The organism is Streptomyces sp. NPDC127100, from assembly GCF_042724095.1.
Lineage (GTDB): Bacteria > Actinomycetota > Actinomycetes > Streptomycetales > Streptomycetaceae > Streptomyces.
The window spans coordinates 73,566-93,287 of record NZ_JBHXFL010000007.1; the positions used below are offsets into that span (position 1 = coordinate 73,566).

The window sequence follows — 19,722 nt, forward strand, 5'->3', positions numbered from 1 at the left end:
GGCGTGATGTCCAGTGAGGTGGTACGTGCAACTGACCCCGCACGAGCAGGAGAGACTGCTCATCCATGTGGCCGCGGACGTGGCCGCGAAGCGCCGGGCACGAGGCGTGCGACTCAACCACCCCGAGGTCGTCGCGCTCATCACCTCGCACATCCTCGAAGGCGCCCGCGACGGCCGCACGGTCAGTGAGCTCATGGCGTCGGGACGCCAACTGATCCAGCGTCACGAGGTCATGGAGGGTGTCCCCGAGATGATCCACGACGTGCAGGTCGAGGCGACCTTCCCCGACGGCACCAAGCTCGTCACCGTCCACGAACCGATCGTCTGACGGGACCGCCGCCATGATTCCCGGAGAGATCCTCTTCGCCGACGAGCCGGTCACCTTCAACGAGGGCCGCCCGAGCGTCCGCCTGACCGTGCTCAACACCGCCGACCGGCCCGTCCAGGTCGGCTCCCACTACCACTTCGCCGAGGCCAACCCCGGTCTCGACTTCGACCGCGCCGCGGCGCACGGCACGCGGCTGAACATCGCCGCCGGCACCGCCGTCCGGTTCGAGCCCGGCATCCCGGTCGACGTGGAGCTGATCCCCCTCGCGGGCGCTCGCGTCGTCCCGGGCCTGCGCGGCGCGACCGGAGGTGCCCTCGATGCCTGAACTGTCCCGGCCCGCCTACGCCGACCTGTTCGGACCGACCACGGGCGACCGCATCCGCCTGGCCGACACCGACCTCTTCGTCGAGATCGAGGAGGACCGCTCGGGCGGCCCCGGCCGCTCCGGCGACGAGTCGGTCTTCGGGGGCGGCAAGGTGCTGCGCGAGTCCATGGGCCAGTCGCGCGCCACCCGCGCCGAGGGCGCCCCCGACACCGTCATCACCGGCGCCGTGATCATCGACCACTGGGGCGTCGTCAAGGCCGACATCGGCATCCGAGACGGCCGCATCACCGGCATCGGCAAGTCCGGCAACCCCGACACCATGGACGGCGTCCACCCGGATCTCGTCATCGGGCCCGAGACGGAGATCATCGCGGGCAACGGCAGGATCGTCACCGCCGGCGGCATCGACACGCACGTCCACTTCATCGCGCCGGGCGTCGTCGACGAGGCCCTCGCCTCCGGCATCACCACCCTCATCGGCGGCGGCACCGGCCCCGCCGAGGGCAGCAAGGCGACCACGGTCACCCCCGGTTCGTGGCACCTCGCGCGGATGTACGCGGCCCTGGAGTCGAGCCCCGTCAACATCGGCTTCCTCGGCAAGGGCAGCACCATGTCCAAGGAGTCGATGCGCGACCAACTGCGCGCCGGCATCCTCGGCTTCAAGATCCACGAGGACTGGGGCGCGACCCCCGCCGTGATCTCCGCCTGTCTCGACGTGTGCGAGGAGTCCGGCGTCCAGCTCGCCGTCCACACGGACACCCTGAACGAGGCCGGGTTCGTCGGCGACACCTTCGACGCGGTCGCGGGGCGCACCCTGCACGCCTTCCACGTCGAGGGCGCCGGCGGCGGCCACGCGCCCGACATGATCACGGCGGTGTCGCTGCCGAACATGCTGCCCGCGTCCACCAACCCGACCCGGCCGCACACCGTCAACACCGTCGAGGAACACCTCGACATGCTGATGGTCTGCCACCATCTCAACCCCGCGGTCCCCGAGGACCTGGCCTTCGCCGAGTCCCGCATCCGGCCGAGCACCATCGCGGCCGAGGACATCCTGCACGACATGGGGGCCATCTCCATCATGTCGTCGGACGCCCAGGCCATGGGCCGCGTCGGAGAGGTGATCCTGCGGACCTGGCAGACCGCGCACGTGATGAAGCGGCGCCGCGGCTCCCTGCCCGGCGACACCCGCGCCGACAACCGGCGCGCCCGCCGCTACGTCGCCAAGTACACCGTCAACCCGGCCGTCGCCCAGGGCATCGAGCACCAGGTCGGCTCAGTCGAGTCCGGCAAGCTCGCCGACCTGGTCGTCTGGGAGCCCCGCTTCTTCGGTGTGAGACCGCAGCTCGTGCTCAAGGGCGGACAGATCGCCTACGCGCAGATGGGCGACGCCAACGCCTCCATCCCCACCCCGCAGCCCGTGCTGCCGCGGCCGATGTACGGAGCCCTCGGCAGGGCACCCGCCCTCAACTCGCTGAACTTCGTGGCCGAGGCCGCGATCGAGGACGGACTGCCCGAACGCCTCGGCCTGGGCAAGGAGTTCGTGCCCATCCGCTCGACCCGCGGTCGCACCAAGGCCGACATGCGCGAGAACGACGCGCTGCCGCGCGTCGAGGTCGCCGCGGACTCCTTCGCGGTGACCATCGACGGCGAGCTCGTCGAACCCGCACCGGCCGTCGAACTGCCGCTCGCGCAGCGGTACTTCCTCTTCTGAGCGCCGTCATGAGCCGTGCCGCGCTGCTCGTCCTGTCGGACGGCCGCTTCCCCGCCGGAGGACACGCCCACTCCGGCGGGGCGGAGGCCGCCGTCAGGGCCGGACGCATCACCGACGCCACCGGCCTGGAGGAGTTCTGCCGGGGGCGGCTGCACACGAGCGGAGCCGTGGCGGCCTCCCTCGCGGCAGCCGCGGCCCTCGGTGTCGATCCCGGGGAACTCGACCGGGCCGCGGACGCCCGCACGCCGTCCCCCGCCCTGCGGGCGGTGGCGCGCCGACTCGGCCGGCAGCTGATGCGGGCCGCCCGCGCCGCCTGGCCGGACCCCGGACTCGACGCGCTGGCCGGGCGCTTCCCCAAGGGCGCCCACCAGCCCGTCGTCCTCGGGCTCGCGGCCCGCGCGGCCGGGCTCGGTGCCTCGGACGCGGCCTACTGCTCCGCCTACGAGGGGGTGAGCGGACCGGCCGGCGCGGTCGTGCGGCTGCTCGGCCTCGACCCGTTCGACGCCACCGCCGTCCTGGCCCGGCTGGCGCCCGAGGTGGACCGGGTGGCCGAGGACGCCGTCGAGGCGGCGCACCTGGCGGCGCGCGAGGGGGTGGACGCGCTGCCGTCACGGTCCGCACCGCTGCTCGAGATCGGGGCGGAGGCGCATGCCGCCTGGCCGGTGCGGTTGTTCGCCTCGTAGGAGGGTGCGCCCCCGCCGCACCTTCCCTCCCCGGTCCCGGGGCTTCGACCCCCGGAGCCCCGTCGCGGCCCGTACGGCCCCGTTTCCGCCCGCCGGGCGGGCCGTGCGCGCCGATCCCAGTCCTCAGGAGTCACCTTGCACCTCGACCATCACCACGACGCTCCCGCCGCCGTGTCCGCCGACGCCCGCCGGCCCGACGGTAGCCGCCGCGCCCTGCGCGTCGGCCTCGGCGGGCCCGTCGGGTCCGGCAAGACCGCGACCGTCGCCGCGCTCTGCCGCGCCCTGCGCGCGGAACTGTCCCTCGCCGTCGTCACCAACGACATCTACACCCGCGAGGACGCCGAGTTCCTGCTCCGCGAGGCGGTGCTGCCGCCGGAGCGGATCACCGCCGTCGAGACCGGGGCCTGCCCGCACACCGCGATCCGGGACGACATCTCCGCCAACCTCGAGGCCGTCGAGGACCTGGAGGACGAGGCCGGCCCCCTCGACCTGGTGCTCGTGGAGTCCGGCGGCGACAACCTCACCGCCACCTTCTCCCGGGGACTCGTCGACGCCCAGATCTTCGTGATCGACGTGGCGGGCGGCGACGACATCCCCCGCAAGGGCGGCCCCGGTGTCACCACCGCCGACCTGCTGGTCGTCAACAAGACCGACCTCGCCCCGTACGTCGGCTCCGACCTCGCCCGGATGGCCGCCGACGCCAAGGCGCAGCGCGGCGAACTGCCCGTCGTCCTGCAGTCGCTCAGGAGCGAGGCAGGCGTGCGGGAGGTCGCCGACTGGGTGCGCGCTCGGCTCGCCGCGTGGGCGGCATGACGGCGCCGGGCGGCGTCCGGGCCAGGGCCCGGATCCTCGCCCGCGGCGACGGACGCGGCGGCACCAGTCTGCCCGTACTGGAGGGCGAGGGCCCGCTCGCGGTGCGCCGCACCCGGGGGAGCGGGTCCGAGGCCCGGGTGCTGCTGGTCGGCGCGATGAGCGGGCCGCTCGGCGGTGACCTCTTCACGGTGTCGGCCGAGGCGGTGCGGGGCGCCCGGCTGCGGGTCGGCTCCGCGGCCGCCACCCTCGCGCTGCCGGGCCAGGACAAGGCGGAGGCCCGCTACGACGTCCGGCTCACCGTCGCCGACGATGCGGAACTGCACTGGCTGCCCGAGCAGTTGATCTCGGCGAACGGCAGCGACCTGCGTGTGACCACGTGCGCCGACGTCGCGCCCACGGCCCGGCTCGTGCTGCGCGAGGAACAGGTGCTCGGGCGGTCCGGTGAGGAACCGGGGCGGCTCACCAGCCGTCTTGCCGTACGGATCGCGGGCCGTCCGGTCCTCGACCAGGAGCTGTCCTGCGGTCCGGGTGCCCCGGGCGGCTGGGACGGACCCGCGGGACTGGCGGGTCACCGGGCCGTGGGTCAGGTCGTCGTCGTCCGGCCCTCGTTCGCGACCGAGCCACCGGCCGCCCGCCCGGCCGGAGAGGGCGCGGCCGTCATGCCGCTCGCCGGACCGGCGGTGCTGGTGACCGCCGTGGCACCGGACGCGCTGCGGCTGCGGCGGCTGCTGGACGAGGCGCTGGCCTCGCTGGACTGAGCCGGCACCGGCCCTCGGACACACTTCTCCGTTTATCGGATTGGCAAAGAAGTGGCGTCACCCCTGTTCTCAGGGAACGCACAGCCGCGAGGATCCCCGTACTTGTCGACATCATGTACGGGGAGGGCCACTTGAGGAAGAGCAGGCTGCACCGGAGAGCCGCGGCGATCGGCTCGGCCGGAGCACTCGTCACCGCCACGCTGATAGCCGGCGCCGTCACGGCACCGGTGGCCAGCGCCAGTCCGGCCACCGGCCGGGGGCACGAGCAGGGCGGGGACCGCGAAGCCCGCGGTGCCGCCGTCGCCGCGGCCCGCGCCGCGCAGGCCGGCATCGACTGGCAGGACTGCCCCGCCGACTGGAACCTGCCGAAGCCGATCCAGTGCGGTTACGTCACCGTGCCGGTCGACTACGCCAAGCCGTACGGCAAGCAGATCAAGCTCGCCGTCGACCGCATCGGCAACACCGGCACCGCGTCCGAGCGTCAGGGCGCGCTCATCTACAACCCGGGCGGCCCCGGCGGCTCCGGCCTGCGCTTCCCGGCCCGCGTCACCAGCAAGAACGCGGTGTGGGCCAACACCGCCAAGGCCTACGACTTCGTCGGCTTCGACCCGCGCGGCGTCGGCAGGTCCGCACCCATCTCCTGCGTCGACCCGCAGGAGTTCGTCAAGGCGCCCAAGCTGGACCCGGTGCCGCGCTCCGAGGCCGACAAGCGCGTCCAGCGCAAGCTCGCCGCCGAGTACGCCGAGGGCTGCTTCGAGCGCAGCGGCGACATGCTGCCGCACATGACCACTCCGAACACCGCGCGCGACCTGGACGTCATCCGCGCCGCGCTCGGCGAGAAGAAGCTCAACTACCTGGGCGTCTCCTACGGCACCTACCTCGGTGCGGTCTACGGCACCCTCTTCCCGGGCCACGTGCGCCGGATGGTCGTCGACAGCGTCGTCAACCCCTCCCGCGACAAGATCTGGTACCAGGCCAACCTGGACCAGGACGTCGCCTTCGAGGGCCGCTGGAAGGACTGGCAGGACTGGGTCGCCAAGAACGACGCGACCTACCACCTCGGGGACACCCGCGCCGAGGTCCAGGAGCAGTGGCTCAAGGTGCGTGCCACCGCCGAGAAGGCTCCCCTCGGTGGCGTCGTCGGCCCGGCCGAGCTGATCTCCTTCTTCCAGAGCGCCCCGTACTACGACTCCGCGTGGGCCCCCACGGCGGCGATCTTCAGCAAGTACGTCGCCGGCGACACCCAGGCCCTCGTCGACGCCGCCGCCCCGGACCTGTCCGACACCGTGGGCAACGCGTCCTCGGAGAACGGCAACGCCGTCTACACGGCGGTGGAGTGCACGGACGCCAAGTGGCCCACCAACTGGCGCACCTGGGACCGGGACAACACCCGGCTGCACCGCGACCACCCGTTCATGACCTGGGCCAACGCGTGGATGAACCTGCCGTGCGCCACCTGGCCGGTCAAGCAGCAGACCCCGCTGAACGTGAAGACCGGCAAGGGCCTTCCGCCCGTGCTGATCGTCCAGTCCGAGCGTGACGCGGCCACCCCGTACGAGGGCGCCGTCGAACTGCACCAGCGGTTCAAGGGCTCCCGCCTGATCACCGAGCGGGACGCCGGCTCCCACGGCGTCACCGGCCTGGTCAACTCCTGCATCAACGACCGGGTGGACGCCTACCTGCTCACCGGCAAGCTCGACGGCCGGGACGTGACCTGCGCCCCGCACGCCACGCCCAAGGCGTAACCGGCGCGGAAGGAACACAGGGGGCGGCCGGTTCCGACCGGCCGCCCCCTTCCCGTTCCCGGGGGCGTCGTCAGCGCTGCCGCGCCGCCAGCCAGGCGTCCTCGGCCGCGTAGTCGAAGAGCTCACCGTAGTTCCGGGCCATCTTCGGGAAGGCATCCCGCCAGTCCCGCCCGGCGAGCCGCTCCTCGAGCCAGGCGACCGTGTCCGGGAGGGTCTCGGCGTAGCGGACCACCGGCCGGTAGCCCAACTGCCGCTCCGCCGCCGTCATGCCGCACACGACCGGCGCGGGCACGGACCACGGCGTGTCGCCCAGACCCTCCACGGGCGGCGGACCGTCCACCAGGACGTCGTCGGTCCGCACACCCATCACCGTGTCGATCGCCGCCGCGATCTCCGCCACCGTGGGCGCGTCCGGATCCACGGCGTTGAGCACACGCGTGCCCGGCCGCGCGGCGGCCAGCCGGACCAGCTCGGCGACGTTGTGCACGCTCGCCGGATGGAAACGGCTCGTGCCGCCGTACGCGAGCACGCGCCGGCGCCTGCCGTCGAGGTTGCGTTTGACGAAGTACAGCTCGCGCGGGGTCCGGCAGTGCGGTCCGTGGATCGCGCCCGCCCGCAGCAGCGTGGCCGGCAACAGGTCACCGGCGGCGAGGAGTTCACGCTCCAGTGCCGCCTTGCGGGTGGAGTACGAGGTGTCGCCCGGCCGGACCGTGCGCTGCTCCTCGGTGACCGGGACCGGGTACTCCGGGAAGCCGCCGGGCTCCGCCTGCGTGTCGAAGTTGCGGCCCTTCGCGTCCTCGTAGACCGACACGCTGGAGATCACCACCGCCGAGCCGACGCGCCCGGCGAGCGAGACCAGCTGCCGGGCGTGCCCGGCCCCGAAGGCCACCATGTCCACCAGGACGTCACAGCCGTCACCGACGGCCGCGGACAGCGCCGCGTTGTCCTCCCGGTCGGCCCGCACGGCCCGTACGTCCCCGGGCCAGTCCGCGTCCCGGCCGCCGCCGCGCGAGACGGCCGTCACCTCCCAGCCGTCGCGGGCCAGCGCCCCCACGGCCACCCGGCCGATCTGGCCCGTCGCTCCGATCACCACAGCTCGTGTCATACGAGGACCGTAGGCGCCCGCCCGTCCGCCGGGCCATGTCCCTCTGCCCAGGGCAGACGGCGAGCGCCTAGCGGTGCGGACGCCGGGGGAACCGCCGGGCCTTCGCCGCCCTCTCCGCCTCCTCGGCCTTGACGTCGGCCGCGTAGCGGTCGACGTACTCCTGCTCGGACAGCGACAGGATGGCGTGCATGATCTCGTCGGTCACCGCGCGCAGCACGGCCTTCTCCCGCTCCAGGCCCGCATAGCGGGAGAAGTCCAGCGGCTCGCCGAAACGGATCACCACGGGGTGCAGCCTCGGGATCTTCCGGCCGGGCGGCTGCGCCTCGAAGGTGCCGATCATCGCGCACGGCACGACCGGCACCCCGGCCCTGAGCGCCATCACCGCGACACCGACCTTGCCCTTGTAGAGCCGGCCGTCGTGCGAGCGGGTGCCCTCCGGGTAGATGCCCAGCAGCTCACCCCTGGACAGCACGCCGAGCCCCTCGCGGATCGCGGCCTGGCCCGCCTCCTTGCCGGAGCGGTCCACCGGGATCTGCCCCGCGCTGCGGAAGAAGAACGCGGTCAGCCGGCCCTTGACGCCGGGGCCGGTGAAGTACTCGGCCTTGGCCAGGAAGGTGATGCGGCGCCGGAGCACGGCGGGCATCAGGAAATGGTCGGAGAACGACAGGTGGTTGCCGGCGACGATGGCCGCGCCCGAGTCCGGCACATGGTCCAGCCCCTCGATCCGGGGGCGGAAGAGCAGCCTCAGCAGCGGGCCGAGCAGTACGTACTTGAGCACGTAGTAGAACATGGTTCGCCCTCTCACCCGGATCGACGCTGACCCCATGCTGGGTCACCTGACTGCCCATCACCAAGAGGCATCCCCCGAAAACCCGGGGAGACGGCCGACCGGGCAGGACGTCGGCGCGCCCGGCGACAGTACAGGCCCCTCTCCTCGTTGATCCGCCGGAACCCGTGCAGTCTTTCCCCGAGAAAGTTCAGTCTTTGTCCTTGACGAGTCGAAAGTAGGAGCCCTAGCGTCCAACCGACTCACTCCGCACGGGTCTTCACCCGTACACCTCAAAGGAGTTCCGAGTGCGCAACAGACGGATCGTCACCCTGATGGGGGCAGCGGTGCTGGCCGGGACCGCCGGGCTCCTGACCGTCCCCACGGTGCAAGCCGCCCCGTCGGACCCGGCGCCGCCGGCGGCGTCGGCCTTCCAGAAGGTCACCCTCAACGACCGTCCGGGCGAGCCCATGGCCCTCGCCGTCCTGCCCGACCGGCGGGTGCTGCACACCGCGCGCACGGGCGAGGTGCGGATCAACGACCCCGAGAGCGGCGTCAACTTCCTCGCCGCCGACATGAAGAAGAGCCCCGCCGGGCTCTACCAGCACGACGAGGAGGGCGTGCAGGGCATCGCGATCGACCCCGACTTCGCCAAGAACAAGTGGGTCTACCTGTACTACTCGCCCCGCCTGGACACCCCCATGGACGACCCGGCCACACCGGGCGTCAACGAGGGCGACGCGCCGGAGTACGGCACGGCCGCCGACTTCGCCAAGTACAAGGGCGTCACGCGGCTGTCCCGGTTCAAGCTCGAGGGCAACAAGCTCGACTTCGCCACCGAGCAGAAGATCCTCGACGTGCCTGCCGACCGCGGCATCTGCTGCCACGTCGGCGGCAAGATCGACTTCGACGGCAAGGGCAACCTGTTCCTGTCGACCGGCGACGACTCCAACCCGTTCGCCTCGGACGGCTACGCCCCGCTCGACGACCGCCCCGACCGCAACCCGGTCTACGACGCGCGGCGCACCGCGGGCAACACCAACGACCTGCGCGGCAAGGTCCTGCGCATCAAGGTCAAGAAGAACGGCGGGTACACGGTCCCGGGCGGCAACCTCTTCAGGCCCGGCACGCCCAAGACCCGCCCCGAGATCTACGCCATGGGCCTGCGCAACCCGTTCCGGTTCGCGGTGGACGACAGGACCGGCGAGGTCTACGTCGGCGACTACTCGCCCGACGCCAACACGGCCAACCCCGACCGCGGCCCCGCCGGCCACGGCCGCTGGACGGTCATCGACCGCCCCGCCAACTACGGCTGGCCGTTCTGCGTGACCCAGGACATGCCGTACCAGGACTACGACTTCGCCACAAAGAAGTCGAGCGGCGCCTTCGACTGCGCCAAGCCGGTCAACGACTCCCGCCACAACACCGGCCGCACCGAACTGCCGCCGGTCACCGACGCGGAGATCGTCTACGGCTACGGCGCCTCCGAGGACTTCCCGGAGCTCGGCACGGGCGGCATCGCCCCCATGGGCGGCCCGGTGTACCGCTACGACAAGCGGAACAAGGCCGAGAACCGCTGGCCCGCGTACTTCGACGGCAAGCCGCTCTTCTACGAGTGGACCCGCGACCAGATGCTCGCCCTCACCCTCGGCAGGAAGAACGAGGTCACCAGGATCGAGAACGCGCTTCCGTCGATCACGACGGACGGCCCGATCGACGCCGAGTTCGGCCCGGACGGCGCGCTGTACGTCCTGGAGTACGGCACCGGGTACTTCGCGGAGCTGCCCGAGGCCCAGCTCTCCCGCATCGACTTCACGCGGGGCAACCGCACCCCGGAGCCCAAGGCCGCCGCGGACGTGGCCAACGGCACCAGCCCGCTGACGGTCCGGTTCTCCAGCGCCGGCACCAAGGACGCCGACGGTGACGCCCTCAGCTACGCCTGGGACTTCGACGCCGACGGCGTCGTGGACTCCAGGGAGGCGAACCCGACGCACACCTTCACCGAGAACGCCGTCTTCGACGCCACGCTGAAGGTCACCGACAGCACCGGCCGCTCGGCCGCCGCCTCGGTCCCGGTCGTCGTCGGCAACAAGGCGCCGGTCGTCTCCCTCACCACCGACCCCGCGCCGCACGGCGGCACGGCGTTCCACTGGGGTGACACGGTCACCTGGGAGGTCACCGTCACCGACGACCAGCCGGTGGACTGCTCGCGGGTCAGCGTCTCGTTCATCCTCGGCCACGACACGCACGGCCACCCGCTGTCCTCGAGCACCGGCTGCTCCGGATCGTTCACCACGTTCGTGGACGGCGGTCACGCCGGAGCGGACAACCTGAAGGCGGTGTTCAACGCCACCTACACGGACTCTCCCCCGGAGGGCCTGCCGCCCCTGTCGGGCAGCGCCGAGGTCGCGCTGACACCGGCCGGCTGACCGGCCCGGAGACACGGTGACGGGGCGCCACCCCCGAGGGTGGCGCCCCGTCACCGTACCCGTGGCCCCGCCGGGGCCGCCGGGTCGCTCAGAACTTCGGCGTCGGCGCCTGCGCCTCCACCATCTCCGCCGCTTCCTCCTCGGTCTGCACCGAGGGCGGCGAACCGGCGAGCGGCTGCTGCGCCGTCTCCTTCATGCAGGCCACCGCCACCACACCGACCAGCGCCGCGGCCATCGCGTAGTAGGCGGGCATCATGTCGGACCCGGTCACGCTGATCAGAGCGGTGATGACCAGCGGCGTCGTGCCGCCGAACAGGGACGTCGACAGGTTGTAGCCGACCGACAGGGAACCGTAGCGGACATCGGTGGGGAACATCGCCGGGAGCGCCGCCGACATCGTGCCGAGCAGACAGACCAGGGACAGGCCGAGCAGCAGCATGCCGCCCGAGACGGCGAGCAGACTGCCGTCGCGCACCAGCACGAAGGACGGGACGGACAGCACGAAGAACCCCGTCATGCCCGCCATGAGCACGGGCTTGCGGCCGAAGCGGTCGGAGAGCCGGCCCACCTGGTTGATGATCAGCATCAGCACCACCATCGTGGCCACCAGGATCAGCAGACCGTGGCTCTCGCTGTAGTCCAGCTCGTCCGACAGGTACGTCGGCATGTACGACAGCAGCATGTAGTCGGTGATGTTGTACGCGCCGACCAGGGCGATGCACAGCACCAGCGGACGCCAGTGCGTACGGAAGATCCTGGCGAGGTCGCCCCGGGCGGTGGTCTCCACCGCGTTCGCCGCCTCGGAGATGTGGACGTTGGAGTCCTCCAGCTTGAGGAAGGCGGGCGTGTCGTCCAGCCTCATCCGCAGGTAGATGCCGACGATGCCGAGCGGGGCGGCCAGCAGGAACGGGATGCGCCAGGCCCAGGCGTCCATGGCGTCGCTGCCGAGCCAGGCGGTGAGGGCGGTGACGAGACCGGCGGCGCCGGTGTACCCGGCGAGCGTGCCCAGCTCCAGGAAGCTGCCGAAGAAACCGCGCCGCTTGTCGGGCGCGTACTCGGCGATGAAGGTGGACGCGCCGCCGTACTCGCCGCCGGTCGAGAAGCCCTGGAGCAGGCGGAACAGGATCAGCAGGAGCGGCGACCAGAAGCCGATCGCGTCGTAGCTGGGGATGAGCCCGATGGCGGCGGTGCCGATCGCCATGAGGATCATCGTCAGCGCGAGCACCTTCTTGCGGCCGATCTTGTCACCCATCGGGCCGAAGACCATGCCGCCGAGCGGGCGCACCAGGAACGCCACCGCGAAGGTGGCGAACGAGGACAGCAGCTGTGCGGTGTCGCTCCCGGACGGGAAGAACACCCGGCCGATGGTGCCCGCCAGATAGGCGTAGATGCCGAAGTCGAACCACTCCATGGCGTTGCCCAGCGAGGCCGCCTTCACGGCTCTCTTGACCGCGGCCTCGTCCGTGACGGTGATGTCCGACCGGCGCAGCCGCGGGTTCTGCCTGCGTCTGATGGCCCGGAACAGCGCCGGATGCCGGCGGATCGCCGCGACGTCGGGTTCCTGGCCGTTCTCGTTGGGGGACGTGGCGGCCTCCCTTTCCACGCGCAGCCACTCCGGGGGAGCGCTGCTCGGTCGTACGTTTCTCGGGTCGTACCGTTCCCCCGATCATGCTGGGTATGGTCGTGACTTCGGTCATGCGGTTGCGCCGATGAGGTGAGCGGCCGCGACGACTACCCTTCGCACCATGCGGATCTCCGTCTCCTCCGACATGGACGAACCCGTGGCCGGCCTCCTGGTCGAGGAGCTGCGCGGACGCGGTCACGAGGTGCTCACGTACGGCGCGCTGCGCCCCGGGGAGGACCCGCGGTGGGCGGTGTGCTCGAAGCGTGCCGCGCGCGACGTCGCCGCCGGCACGGCCGACCAGGCGGTGGTGTGCTGCTGGACCGGCACGGGCGCCTCGATCGCGGCGAACAAGGTCCCCGGCGTACGGGCGGCCCTGTGCACCGACGCGTACACGGCGGACGGGGCACGCCGCTGGAACGACGCCAACGTGCTCGCCCTCAGCCTGCGGCTCACCTCCGCGCCGCTGCTGAAGGAGATCCTCGACGCCTGGTTCGCGGCCGCGGCGAGCGCCGACACCGAGGACCTGGAGAACGTGCAACGGGTGGAGCGGCTCGACCGGGGCCGGGCCGCTCCCTGACGGACGTCCTCAGGAGGTCAGGACCTTCTCCAGCGTCCCGAGCGCGCCGCGCAGCTCCTCGGCGGTGACGGTCAGCGGCGGCGCCAGGCGGATCGTGGAGCCGTGGGTGTCCTTGACCAGGACGCCCTCGCGCATCAGCCGCTCACTGATCTCGCGGCCGGTGCCGAGCGCCGGGTCCACGTCGACGCCCGCCCACAGTCCCCGCGCCCGGAAACCGACGACGCCCCTGCCGACCAGCGCCTCCAGCCCCGAGCGCAGCACCGTGCCCAGCTCGGCCGCCCGGCGCTGGAACTCGCCGGTCTCCAGCAGCTCCACCACCGCCGTGCCGACCGCGGCGGCCAGCGGGTTGCCGCCGAAGGTCGAACCGTGCTCGCCCGGGTGCAGCACACCGAGCACCTCCCGGCGGCCGACCACCGCCGACACCGGCACGATGCCGCCGCCCAGCGCCTTGCCCAGCAGCACCACGTCCGGGACGACCGACTCGTGCTCGACGGCGAGGGTGTGCCCGGTACGGCCCAGGCCGGACTGGATCTCGTCCGCGACGAACAGGCAGCCCGCCCGCCGGGTCAGCTCCCGCACCCCCGCCAGATAGCCGTCGTCCGGGATGTTGACGCCGGCCTCGCCCTGGATCGGCTCGATCAGCACGGCCGCCGTCGTCCCGTCGACCGCCGCCTCCAGGGCCGCCAGGTCGTTGTACGGCACGATCCGGAAGCCGGGCGTGAAGGGACCGAAGCCCGAGCGTGCCGTCTCGTCCGTCGAGAAGCTGACGATCGTCGTCGTACGGCCGTGGAAGTTGTCCGCCGCGACCACGATCGTCGCCCGGTCGGCCGGGACGCCCTTCACGTCGTACGCCCACTTGCGGGCCACCTTGATGCCGCTCTCCACCGCCTCCGCGCCGGTGTTCATCGGCAGCACCATGTCCGTGCCGGTCAGGGCGGCCAGCCTCTCGGCGAACCCGGCGAGCCGGTCGTTGTGGAAGGCGCGCGAGGTCAGCGTCAGCCGGTCGAGCTGGCGGTGCGCGGCCTCGATCAGCGCCGGGTGGCGGTGACCGAAGTTGAGCGCCGAGTAGCCGGCCAGCATGTCCAGGTAGCGGCGGCCCTCCACGTCCTCCACCCAGGCACCCTCGGCGCGGGCCACGACCACGGGCAGCGGGTGGTAGTTGTGGGCGAGGACGGGCTCCTCCGCGCGGATGAGCTCCTCCGAGCCGCGGGTACGGGCGGGTGCGGTCATGAACGGGTCTCCCGGATCTCCTGGGTGCAGCACTTGATGCCGCCACCGGCCTTGTGGAACTCGGACAGGTCTACGGGGACGGGGACGTAACCGAGGTCCGCCAGCCGCTCGGCGAGTTCCCGCGCCCCCGGCGAGACGAACACGTGCCGCCCGTCGGACACGGAGTTGAGCCCGAACGCCATGGCGTCCGCACGGGTGGCGAGGACCGCGTCCGGATAGAGCCGCTCCAGCACCTCACGGCTGCCGGGCGAGAACGCCCCGGGGTAGTAGACGATGTTCCCGTCACCTCCCTCGTGGCCGTCGTCGAGGACGAACAGGGCCGTGTCCAGATGGTAGAAGTACGGGTCCACCAGCGTCAGCGACACCACCGGCCGCCCGAAGTACTCCTGCACCTCGCGGTGGGCCTCGGGGGTGGTGCGGAAGCCGGTGCCGGCCAGGATCCAGCGGCCCACCGGCACGAGGTCGCCCTCGCCCTCGCAGACCGCCTCGGGGAGGTGGACGTCGAAGCCGGCGCCCTTGAACCACGTCTCGTAGGGCACGGACTCGGGGCGGCGTTCCGGCGCGTGGAACAGCGAGCCGAAGACCCGGCCCCCCACCACGAGGGCGGCGTTCGCCGCGAACACCATGTCGGGCAGCCCGGGGACCGGTGCCACGGTGTCCACGGTGTGCCCGTGGCGCCGGTAGGAGTCGACCAGCGCACGCCACTGGGTCAGCGCACGGCCCACGTGGACGGGCTCCCCGGAGCACATCCACGGGTTGATCGCGTACTGCACGGCGAAGTGTCTGGGTTCGCAGACGAGGAAGCGCCGCCGGCGCGGCACACGGGAGTCGGACACAGAGGGGTTCCTCCGCTTCCTAACTGATGGTGACTGCGGGATGACTCCACGGTAGGAAGCGATGCCGACGGGCGACAAGCGACGAGAGCTGCGTGTCCGCGCACGAACGCTGCGTCCTCGGGCCGGTCAGCGCACGTCTGCTGCGCCCTGCGGCGCGGGATGGTTGGCCCCGGCCTCCGGACTGTCCGGCAGCAGGTGCGACAGCACCATCACGCTGATCGTCTTGCGGATGAACGGCTCCGCCCGGATCCGCTCCAGCACCTCCTCGAAGTGCTCCACGTCCCGCGCCCGCACGTGCAGCAGCGCGTCCGCCCCGCCGGTCACCGTCATCGCCGCCGTGATCTCCGGATAGCCCCGCACGACCTCCGCCAGCCGCCTCGGCGGGGCCGCCCCCTCGCAGTACACCTCCACGTACGCCTCGGTGCGCCAGCCCAGCGCGGACGGCCGCACCGTCGCAGTGAACCCCGTGATCACACCGGTCTCACGCAGCCGGTCCACCCGGCGCTTGACCGCCGTCGCGGACAGCCCGACCCCCGCGCCGATCTCCGCGAAGGACGTCCTGGCGTTCGCCATCAGGGCGGTGACGATCTTCCGGTCGAGCTCGTCGAAGGGCGAGGGCCTGCTGTTCATGCCCGCACTGTAGCCAGCCATGTCCAGGCGTCCGGATAACACCTACACTCCACCTTCATGCTGCGCGCCCTCGCCGTCGACGACGAACGCCCCTCGCTGGAGGAACTGCTCTACCTGCTCAACGCCGATCCGCGGATCGGCAGCGTGGAGGGCGCCGGCGACGCCACCGAGGCGCTGCGCCGCATCAACCGGGCCCTGGAGTCCGGCCCGCACGGTCCCGAGGCCGTCGACGTCGTCTTCCTCGACATCCAGATGCCCGGCCTCGACGGACTGGACCTCGCCCGGCTGCTGACCGGCTTCGCCCGGCCGCCGCTGGTCGTGTTCGTCACCGCGCACGAGGACTTCGCCGTGCAGGCCTTCGACCTCAAGGCCGTCGACTACGTCCTCAAACCCGTCCGCACGGAACGGCTGGCCGAGGCGGTCCGCCGCGTCGTCGAGCAGCGCGCCAACGCCACCGCCGCCCCCCGCATACCCGTGCACGAGCCGGACCCCGGCCACATCCCCGTCGAGCTCGGCGGCGTCACCCGGTTCGTGGCCGTCGACGACATCACCCACGTGGAGGCCCAGGGCGACTACGCCCGCCTGCACACCGACAAGGGCAGCCACCTCGTCCGCATCCCCCTGTCCACCCTGGAGGAGCGCTGGCGCGCCCGCGGCTTCGTCCGCATCCACCGCCGCCACCTGGTCGCCCTGCGCCACATCGGCGAGCTCCGCCTGGACGCCGGAACCGTGAGCGTCCTGGTCGGTGCCGAGGAACTCCAGGTCAGCCGGCGGCACGCCCGCGAACTGCGGGACCTGCTCATGCGGAGGCCGTGAGACGTGCCCCAGGACCCCGCCGAGCGCCGCGTCACCGTCACCGGCCCGCCCCGGCGCACCCTCCGGGCCTCCGGCTACTACCGCCCGCGCACCGAGATCGACGAGCAGACCACCCTCGGCCACACCTACGTCCGCTCCCTCATGCGCAGCCAGCTGCGGGCCGGCCTCACCGCGTTCGCCGTGCTCGGTCTGCTCGTCGGCCCGCTGCCGCTGCTGTTCGCGGTGATGCCCGCCGCCCGCCGCCTCGAATGGGCCGTCCTCGGCTTCGGGCTGTACGCCCCGCTCGTCCTCCTCGCCCGCTGGTACGTCCGCCGCGCCGAGCGCAACGAGCGCGACTTCGTCCGCCTCGTCGAGGACCGATGACCCACCGATGAACCCGAACTACGCGATACCCGCCGTCGCCCTCGTCGCCGTCGCCACCGTCCTGGTCGGCGCGTTCGGCCTGCGCATCTCCCGCACCACCTCCGACTTCTACGTCGCCTCCCGCACCGTCGGCCCCCGCCTGAACGCCGCCGCCATCAGCGGCGAGTACCTCTCCGCCGCGTCCTTCCTCGGCATCGCCGGCCTGGTCCTCGTCCAGGGCTCCGACATGCTCTGGTACCCGGTCGGCTACACCGCCGGGTACCTGGTCCTGCTGCTGTTCGTGGCCGCCCCGCTGCGCCGCTCCGGCGCCTACACCCTGCCCGACTTCGCCGAGGCCCGGCTCGCCTCCCAGGCGGTACGACGGCTGGCGGGCGCCTTCGTCGTCGGCGTCGGCTGGCTGTACCTGCTGCCCCAGCTCCAGGGCGCCGGACTGACACTGACCGTGCTGACCGGCGCGCCCGACTGGCTCGGCGGAGTCGTCGTCGCGGTCGTCGTCATCGCCATCGTCGCCGCCGGCGGCATGCGCAGCATCACCTTCGTGCAGGCCTTCCAGTACTGGCTGAAGCTCACCGCCCTGCTCGTCCCCGCGCTCTTCCTGGTCCTGGCCTGGCAGGGCGACGGCGCGCCCGGCCGGGCCTTCGAGGAACCGGCCGCCTTCCGCGAGCAGCGGTCCGTGCGGGTCGGCGACACCCTCACCCTCGACCTCGACCGGCCGCTCGCCGTCACCGTCGACGGCACCGTGGACGGCCGCGCCCTCGACGGCGTCCCGGTCGAGCTCCCCGCCGGCACCCACCGCGTCGGGGCCGGCACCCGCCTCACCTTCGCCGAGGGCACCCCGGTCCCCGCCGCCGGACGCGGCGCCGACGACGCCCTGTCCCCGTCACGGGCCGAGAGCCGCACGGAGCGCCCGCTGTACGCGACGTACGGGCTGATCCTCGCCACCTTCCTGGGCACCATGGGCCTGCCGCACGTCGTGGTCCGCTTCTACACCAGCCCGCACGGCGTCGCCGCCCGCCGCACCACCGTCGCCGTCCTCGGCCTGATCGGCGCCTTCTACCTGCTGCCGCCCGTCTACGGCGCCCTCGGCCGCCTCTACGCCCCCGAGCTGACCCTCACCGGCGACGCCGACGCCGCCGTCCTGCTGCTGCCGGACCGGGTGATCGGGGGAGTGGGCGGCGACCTGCTCGGCGCCCTGGTCGCGGGCGGCGCGTTCGCCGCGTTCCTCTCCACGGCGTCCGGGCTCACCATGGCCGTCGCGGGCGTCCTCACCCAGGACGTGCTCCCGTCCCGGGGCGTACCGCACTTCCGGCTCGGCACGGTCCTCGCGATGGCCGTCCCGCTGGCGGCGAGCGCCCTGGTCGGCGGGCTCCCGGTCGCCGACGCCGTCGGCCTCGCCTTCGCGGTGTCCGCCTCCTCGTTCTGCCCGCTGCTGGTCCTCGGCATCTGGTGGCGGCGGCTGACCCCGCCCGGCGCGGCGGCCGGGATGCTGGTGGGCGGCGGCTCCGCGCTGCTCGCCGTCGCCGCGACCATGGGCGGCTTCCCGGGCGGCGGCGGTGCCCTGCACGCGCTGCTGGCCTGGCCCGCCCTGTGGTCGGTGCCGCTGGGCTTCCTCACCATGGTCCTGGTCTCCCTGGCCACCCCGGGCCGGGTGCCGGCCGGGACCGCGGCGATCCTGGCCCGCTTCCACCTGCCGGAGGAGCTGGGCACCGAGGAACTGCGCACCGAGGAACGGCGCGCGGACGAGCTGCGCAGGGAGGTGACGTCGTGAGCGGCTTCCTGGCGGGCCTGGTCGTCGCCGTGCTGCCGCTGCTGGCCGCGGGCTTCTGGCTGGGGCGGCGCACGGCCCGGCCGCAGAACCTCGACGGACTCGGCACCCCGGTCGAGCACGCCACCTTCCAGACCCTGCACACCGCCTCCCTCGCGACGCCGCCCCTGCGCGCCGGACTCACCGAGGAGACCGCCCGCAAGTCGGCCCGCAAGCTGCGCGCCCTGCTCGGCACCGACGCGCTGTGCCTGGCGGACCACAAGGAGGTCCTGGTCTGGGACGGCGTGGGCGCCCACCACCGCGCCGAGATCATGGAGCGCCTGGCCGGCCCCCTGGAGACCGGCCGGGGCGAGGCCTTCCCCCTCACCTGCGACACCCCCGACTGCGCGGTGCGCTGGGCGGTCGTCGCGCCGCTCACCGTCGACGACCGGGTGCACGGCGCCCTCGTCGCCTGCGCGCCCCGCGAGTCCGCCGTCCTGGTCCGGGCGGCGGGTGAGGTGGCGCGCTGGGTGTCGGTCCAGCTGGAGCTGGCCGACCTCGACCAGTCCCGCACCCGACTCATCGAGGCCGAGATCAAGGCGCTGCGGGCCCAGATCTCGCCGCACTTCATCTTCAACTCGCTCGCGGTGATCGCGTCCTTCGTGCGCACAGACCCCGAGCGCGCCCGCGAGCTGCTCCTCGAGTTCGCCGACTTCACCCGCTACTCGTTCCGCCGGCACGGCGACTTCACCACCCTCGCCGACGAGCTGCACGCCATCGACCACTACCTGGCGCTCGTGCGGGCGCGTTTCGGCGACCGCCTCGCCGTCACCCTCCAGGTGGCCCCCGAGGTGCTGCCGGTGGCCCTGCCCTTCCTCTGCCTCCAGCCGCTTGTCGAGAACGCCGTCAAGCACGGCCTGGAGGGCCAGGCCGTGTCCTCGGGCACGTGCCACATCCAGATCACCGCGCAGGACGCGGGCGCCGAGGCCCTGGTCGTCATCGAGGACGACGGCGCCGGAATGGACCCCGGTCTGCTGCGCCGCATCCTCGCGCGCGAGGTGAGCCCGTCGGGCGGCATCGGCCTGTCCAACGTCGACGACCGGCTCCGGCAGGTCTACGGGGACGACCACGGCCTCGTCATCGAGACCGCCGTCGGGGCCGGCATGAAGATCACCGCCCGGCTGCCCAAGTACCAGCCGGGCGTCCACTCGGCCCGCCGGCTCGGCCGCGAATGAG

19 protein-coding genes are annotated in these 19,722 nt (G+C 72.6%); 13 read left to right on the forward strand and 6 right to left on the reverse strand.

Features of this window, described 5'->3' with window-relative positions; all coding sequences use genetic code 11:
- Positions 1 to 25 precede the first annotated feature (25 nt).
- The 7 genes from ACFWJB_RS10435 to ACFWJB_RS10465 all read left to right on the forward strand — a co-directional run bounded on the left by ACFWJB_RS10435 (position 26) and on the right by ACFWJB_RS10465 (position 6,366).
- Positions 26 to 328 (forward strand): urease subunit gamma, encoded by a 303-nt coding sequence (locus tag ACFWJB_RS10435; RefSeq protein WP_385459410.1) that lies wholly within the window; start codon positions 26 to 28, stop codon positions 326 to 328.
- A 13-nt stretch (positions 329 to 341) separates the two neighbouring features.
- Positions 342 to 653 (forward strand): urease subunit beta, encoded by a 312-nt coding sequence (locus ACFWJB_RS10440; RefSeq protein WP_386921564.1) that lies wholly within the window; start codon positions 342 to 344, stop codon positions 651 to 653.
- Positions 646 to 2,367, forward strand: coding sequence for an urease subunit alpha (locus tag ACFWJB_RS10445; protein ID WP_385459414.1), 1,722 nt, complete (start codon positions 646 to 648; stop codon positions 2,365 to 2,367). Before ACFWJB_RS10440 ends, ACFWJB_RS10445 begins: the two co-directional genes overlap by 8 nt.
- Before the next feature lie 8 nt (positions 2,368 to 2,375).
- Entirely contained in the window at positions 2,376 to 3,050 is a 675-nt protein-coding gene (locus tag ACFWJB_RS10450; RefSeq protein ID WP_386921566.1) for an urease accessory protein UreF, read from the forward strand.
- 135 nt (positions 3,051 to 3,185) lie between these two features.
- Positions 3,186 to 3,863 carry an urease accessory protein UreG gene (gene ureG, locus ACFWJB_RS10455; protein WP_385459418.1) on the forward strand — a complete coding sequence of 226 codons (678 nt, stop codon included), beginning with the start codon at positions 3,186 to 3,188 and terminating at the stop codon, positions 3,861 to 3,863.
- Positions 3,860 to 4,621: an urease accessory protein UreD gene (locus ACFWJB_RS10460; protein WP_386921702.1), complete on the forward strand. Its 762-nt coding sequence runs from the start codon at positions 3,860 to 3,862 to the stop codon at positions 4,619 to 4,621. Before ureG ends, ACFWJB_RS10460 begins: the two co-directional genes overlap by 4 nt.
- A gap of 131 nt (positions 4,622 to 4,752) precedes the next feature.
- Positions 4,753 to 6,366, forward strand: coding sequence for an alpha/beta hydrolase (locus ACFWJB_RS10465; RefSeq protein WP_386921569.1), 1,614 nt, complete (start codon positions 4,753 to 4,755; stop codon positions 6,364 to 6,366).
- A gap of 70 nt (positions 6,367 to 6,436) precedes the next feature.
- Here ACFWJB_RS10465 and ACFWJB_RS10470 read toward each other — a convergent pair whose 3' ends face one another.
- Both ACFWJB_RS10470 and ACFWJB_RS10475 read right to left on the reverse strand, forming a co-directional pair.
- The gene (locus ACFWJB_RS10470) at positions 6,437 to 7,471 is read right to left on the reverse strand and encodes an NAD-dependent epimerase/dehydratase family protein (RefSeq protein ID WP_386921571.1); all 1,035 of its coding nucleotides are present in this window, start codon (positions 7,469 to 7,471) and stop codon (positions 6,437 to 6,439) included.
- A 67-nt stretch (positions 7,472 to 7,538) separates the two neighbouring features.
- A complete protein-coding gene (locus ACFWJB_RS10475) occupies positions 7,539 to 8,261 on the reverse strand; it encodes a lysophospholipid acyltransferase family protein (RefSeq protein WP_385459426.1) in 723 nt (240 codons plus the stop codon).
- A 284-nt stretch (positions 8,262 to 8,545) separates the two neighbouring features.
- Here ACFWJB_RS10475 and ACFWJB_RS10480 point away from each other — a divergent pair, with 284 nt between their 5' ends.
- Positions 8,546 to 10,666 (forward strand): PQQ-dependent sugar dehydrogenase, encoded by a 2,121-nt coding sequence (locus ACFWJB_RS10480; RefSeq protein WP_386921574.1) that lies wholly within the window; start codon positions 8,546 to 8,548, stop codon positions 10,664 to 10,666.
- A gap of 88 nt (positions 10,667 to 10,754) precedes the next feature.
- Here the strand turns inward: ACFWJB_RS10480 and ACFWJB_RS10485 are convergent, their stop codons facing one another.
- Positions 10,755 to 12,269, reverse strand: a complete 1,515-nt coding sequence (locus ACFWJB_RS10485; RefSeq protein ID WP_385466295.1) for an MFS transporter — start codon at positions 12,267 to 12,269, stop codon at positions 10,755 to 10,757.
- Between the two features lie 142 nt (positions 12,270 to 12,411).
- Between ACFWJB_RS10485 and ACFWJB_RS10490 the strand changes: the two genes are divergently transcribed.
- A complete protein-coding gene (locus tag ACFWJB_RS10490) occupies positions 12,412 to 12,867 on the forward strand; it encodes an RpiB/LacA/LacB family sugar-phosphate isomerase (RefSeq protein ID WP_386921576.1) in 456 nt (151 codons plus the stop codon).
- 9 nt (positions 12,868 to 12,876) lie between these two features.
- Here ACFWJB_RS10490 and rocD read toward each other — a convergent pair whose 3' ends face one another.
- The 3 genes from rocD to ACFWJB_RS10505 all read right to left on the reverse strand — a co-directional run bounded on the left by rocD (position 12,877) and on the right by ACFWJB_RS10505 (position 15,563).
- Positions 12,877 to 14,097, reverse strand: a complete 1,221-nt coding sequence (rocD, locus tag ACFWJB_RS10495; protein ID WP_386921578.1) for an ornithine--oxo-acid transaminase — start codon at positions 14,095 to 14,097, stop codon at positions 12,877 to 12,879.
- Positions 14,094 to 14,933, reverse strand: a complete 840-nt coding sequence (gene ddaH / locus ACFWJB_RS10500; RefSeq protein ID WP_385466204.1) for a dimethylargininase — start codon at positions 14,931 to 14,933, stop codon at positions 14,094 to 14,096. The genes rocD and ddaH overlap by 4 nt, the downstream gene beginning before the upstream one ends.
- A gap of 126 nt (positions 14,934 to 15,059) precedes the next feature.
- Complete coding sequence (locus tag ACFWJB_RS10505) at positions 15,060 to 15,563, reverse strand: Lrp/AsnC family transcriptional regulator (protein WP_385466207.1); 504 nt, start codon at positions 15,561 to 15,563, stop codon at positions 15,060 to 15,062.
- Positions 15,564 to 15,620: 57 nt separating this feature from the next.
- Here ACFWJB_RS10505 and ACFWJB_RS10510 point away from each other — a divergent pair, with 57 nt between their 5' ends.
- Genes ACFWJB_RS10510 through ACFWJB_RS10525 form a run of 4 tightly spaced genes read left to right on the forward strand, consistent with a single transcriptional unit; the run spans position 15,621 to position 19,721 of the window.
- Complete coding sequence (locus tag ACFWJB_RS10510; protein ID WP_385466210.1) at positions 15,621 to 16,379, forward strand: LytR/AlgR family response regulator transcription factor; 759 nt, start codon at positions 15,621 to 15,623, stop codon at positions 16,377 to 16,379.
- A 3-nt stretch (positions 16,380 to 16,382) separates the two neighbouring features.
- Positions 16,383 to 16,742: a hypothetical protein gene (locus ACFWJB_RS10515; RefSeq protein WP_385466213.1), complete on the forward strand. Its 360-nt coding sequence runs from the start codon at positions 16,383 to 16,385 to the stop codon at positions 16,740 to 16,742.
- Positions 16,743 to 16,749: 7 nt separating this feature from the next.
- Positions 16,750 to 18,510, forward strand: a complete 1,761-nt coding sequence (locus tag ACFWJB_RS10520) for a cation acetate symporter (protein ID WP_386921581.1) — start codon at positions 16,750 to 16,752, stop codon at positions 18,508 to 18,510.
- Positions 18,507 to 19,721 carry a sensor histidine kinase gene (locus tag ACFWJB_RS10525; RefSeq protein WP_385466219.1) on the forward strand — a complete coding sequence of 405 codons (1,215 nt, stop codon included), beginning with the start codon at positions 18,507 to 18,509 and terminating at the stop codon, positions 19,719 to 19,721. The genes ACFWJB_RS10520 and ACFWJB_RS10525 overlap by 4 nt, the downstream gene beginning before the upstream one ends.
- Position 19,722 lies beyond the last annotated feature (1 nt).

Bases quoted from the DNA above. Each gene is read 5' to 3' on its own strand.
- ACFWJB_RS10490 (WP_386921576.1), top strand. From the start codon at position 12,412: ATGCGGATCTCCGTCTCCTCCGACATGGACGAACCCGTGGCCGGCCTC.
- ACFWJB_RS10460 (WP_386921702.1), top strand. From the start codon at position 3,860: ATGACGGCGCCGGGCGGCGTCCGGGCCAGGGCCCGGATCCTCGCCCGC.
- ACFWJB_RS10445 (WP_385459414.1), top strand. From the start codon at position 646: ATGCCTGAACTGTCCCGGCCCGCCTACGCCGACCTGTTCGGACCGACC.
- ACFWJB_RS10510 (WP_385466210.1), top strand. From the start codon at position 15,621: ATGCTGCGCGCCCTCGCCGTCGACGACGAACGCCCCTCGCTGGAGGAA.
- ACFWJB_RS10505 (WP_385466207.1), bottom strand. From the start codon at position 15,563: ATGAACAGCAGGCCCTCGCCCTTCGACGAGCTCGACCGGAAGATCGTC.
- ACFWJB_RS10450 (WP_386921566.1), top strand. From the start codon at position 2,376: ATGAGCCGTGCCGCGCTGCTCGTCCTGTCGGACGGCCGCTTCCCCGCC.
- ACFWJB_RS10440 (WP_386921564.1), top strand. From the start codon at position 342: ATGATTCCCGGAGAGATCCTCTTCGCCGACGAGCCGGTCACCTTCAAC.
- rocD (WP_386921578.1), bottom strand. From the start codon at position 14,097: ATGACCGCACCCGCCCGTACCCGCGGCTCGGAGGAGCTCATCCGCGCG.
- ACFWJB_RS10475 (WP_385459426.1), bottom strand. From the start codon at position 8,261: ATGTTCTACTACGTGCTCAAGTACGTACTGCTCGGCCCGCTGCTGAGG.
- ACFWJB_RS10520 (WP_386921581.1), top strand. From the start codon at position 16,750: ATGAACCCGAACTACGCGATACCCGCCGTCGCCCTCGTCGCCGTCGCC.
- ACFWJB_RS10470 (WP_386921571.1), bottom strand. From the start codon at position 7,471: ATGACACGAGCTGTGGTGATCGGAGCGACGGGCCAGATCGGCCGGGTG.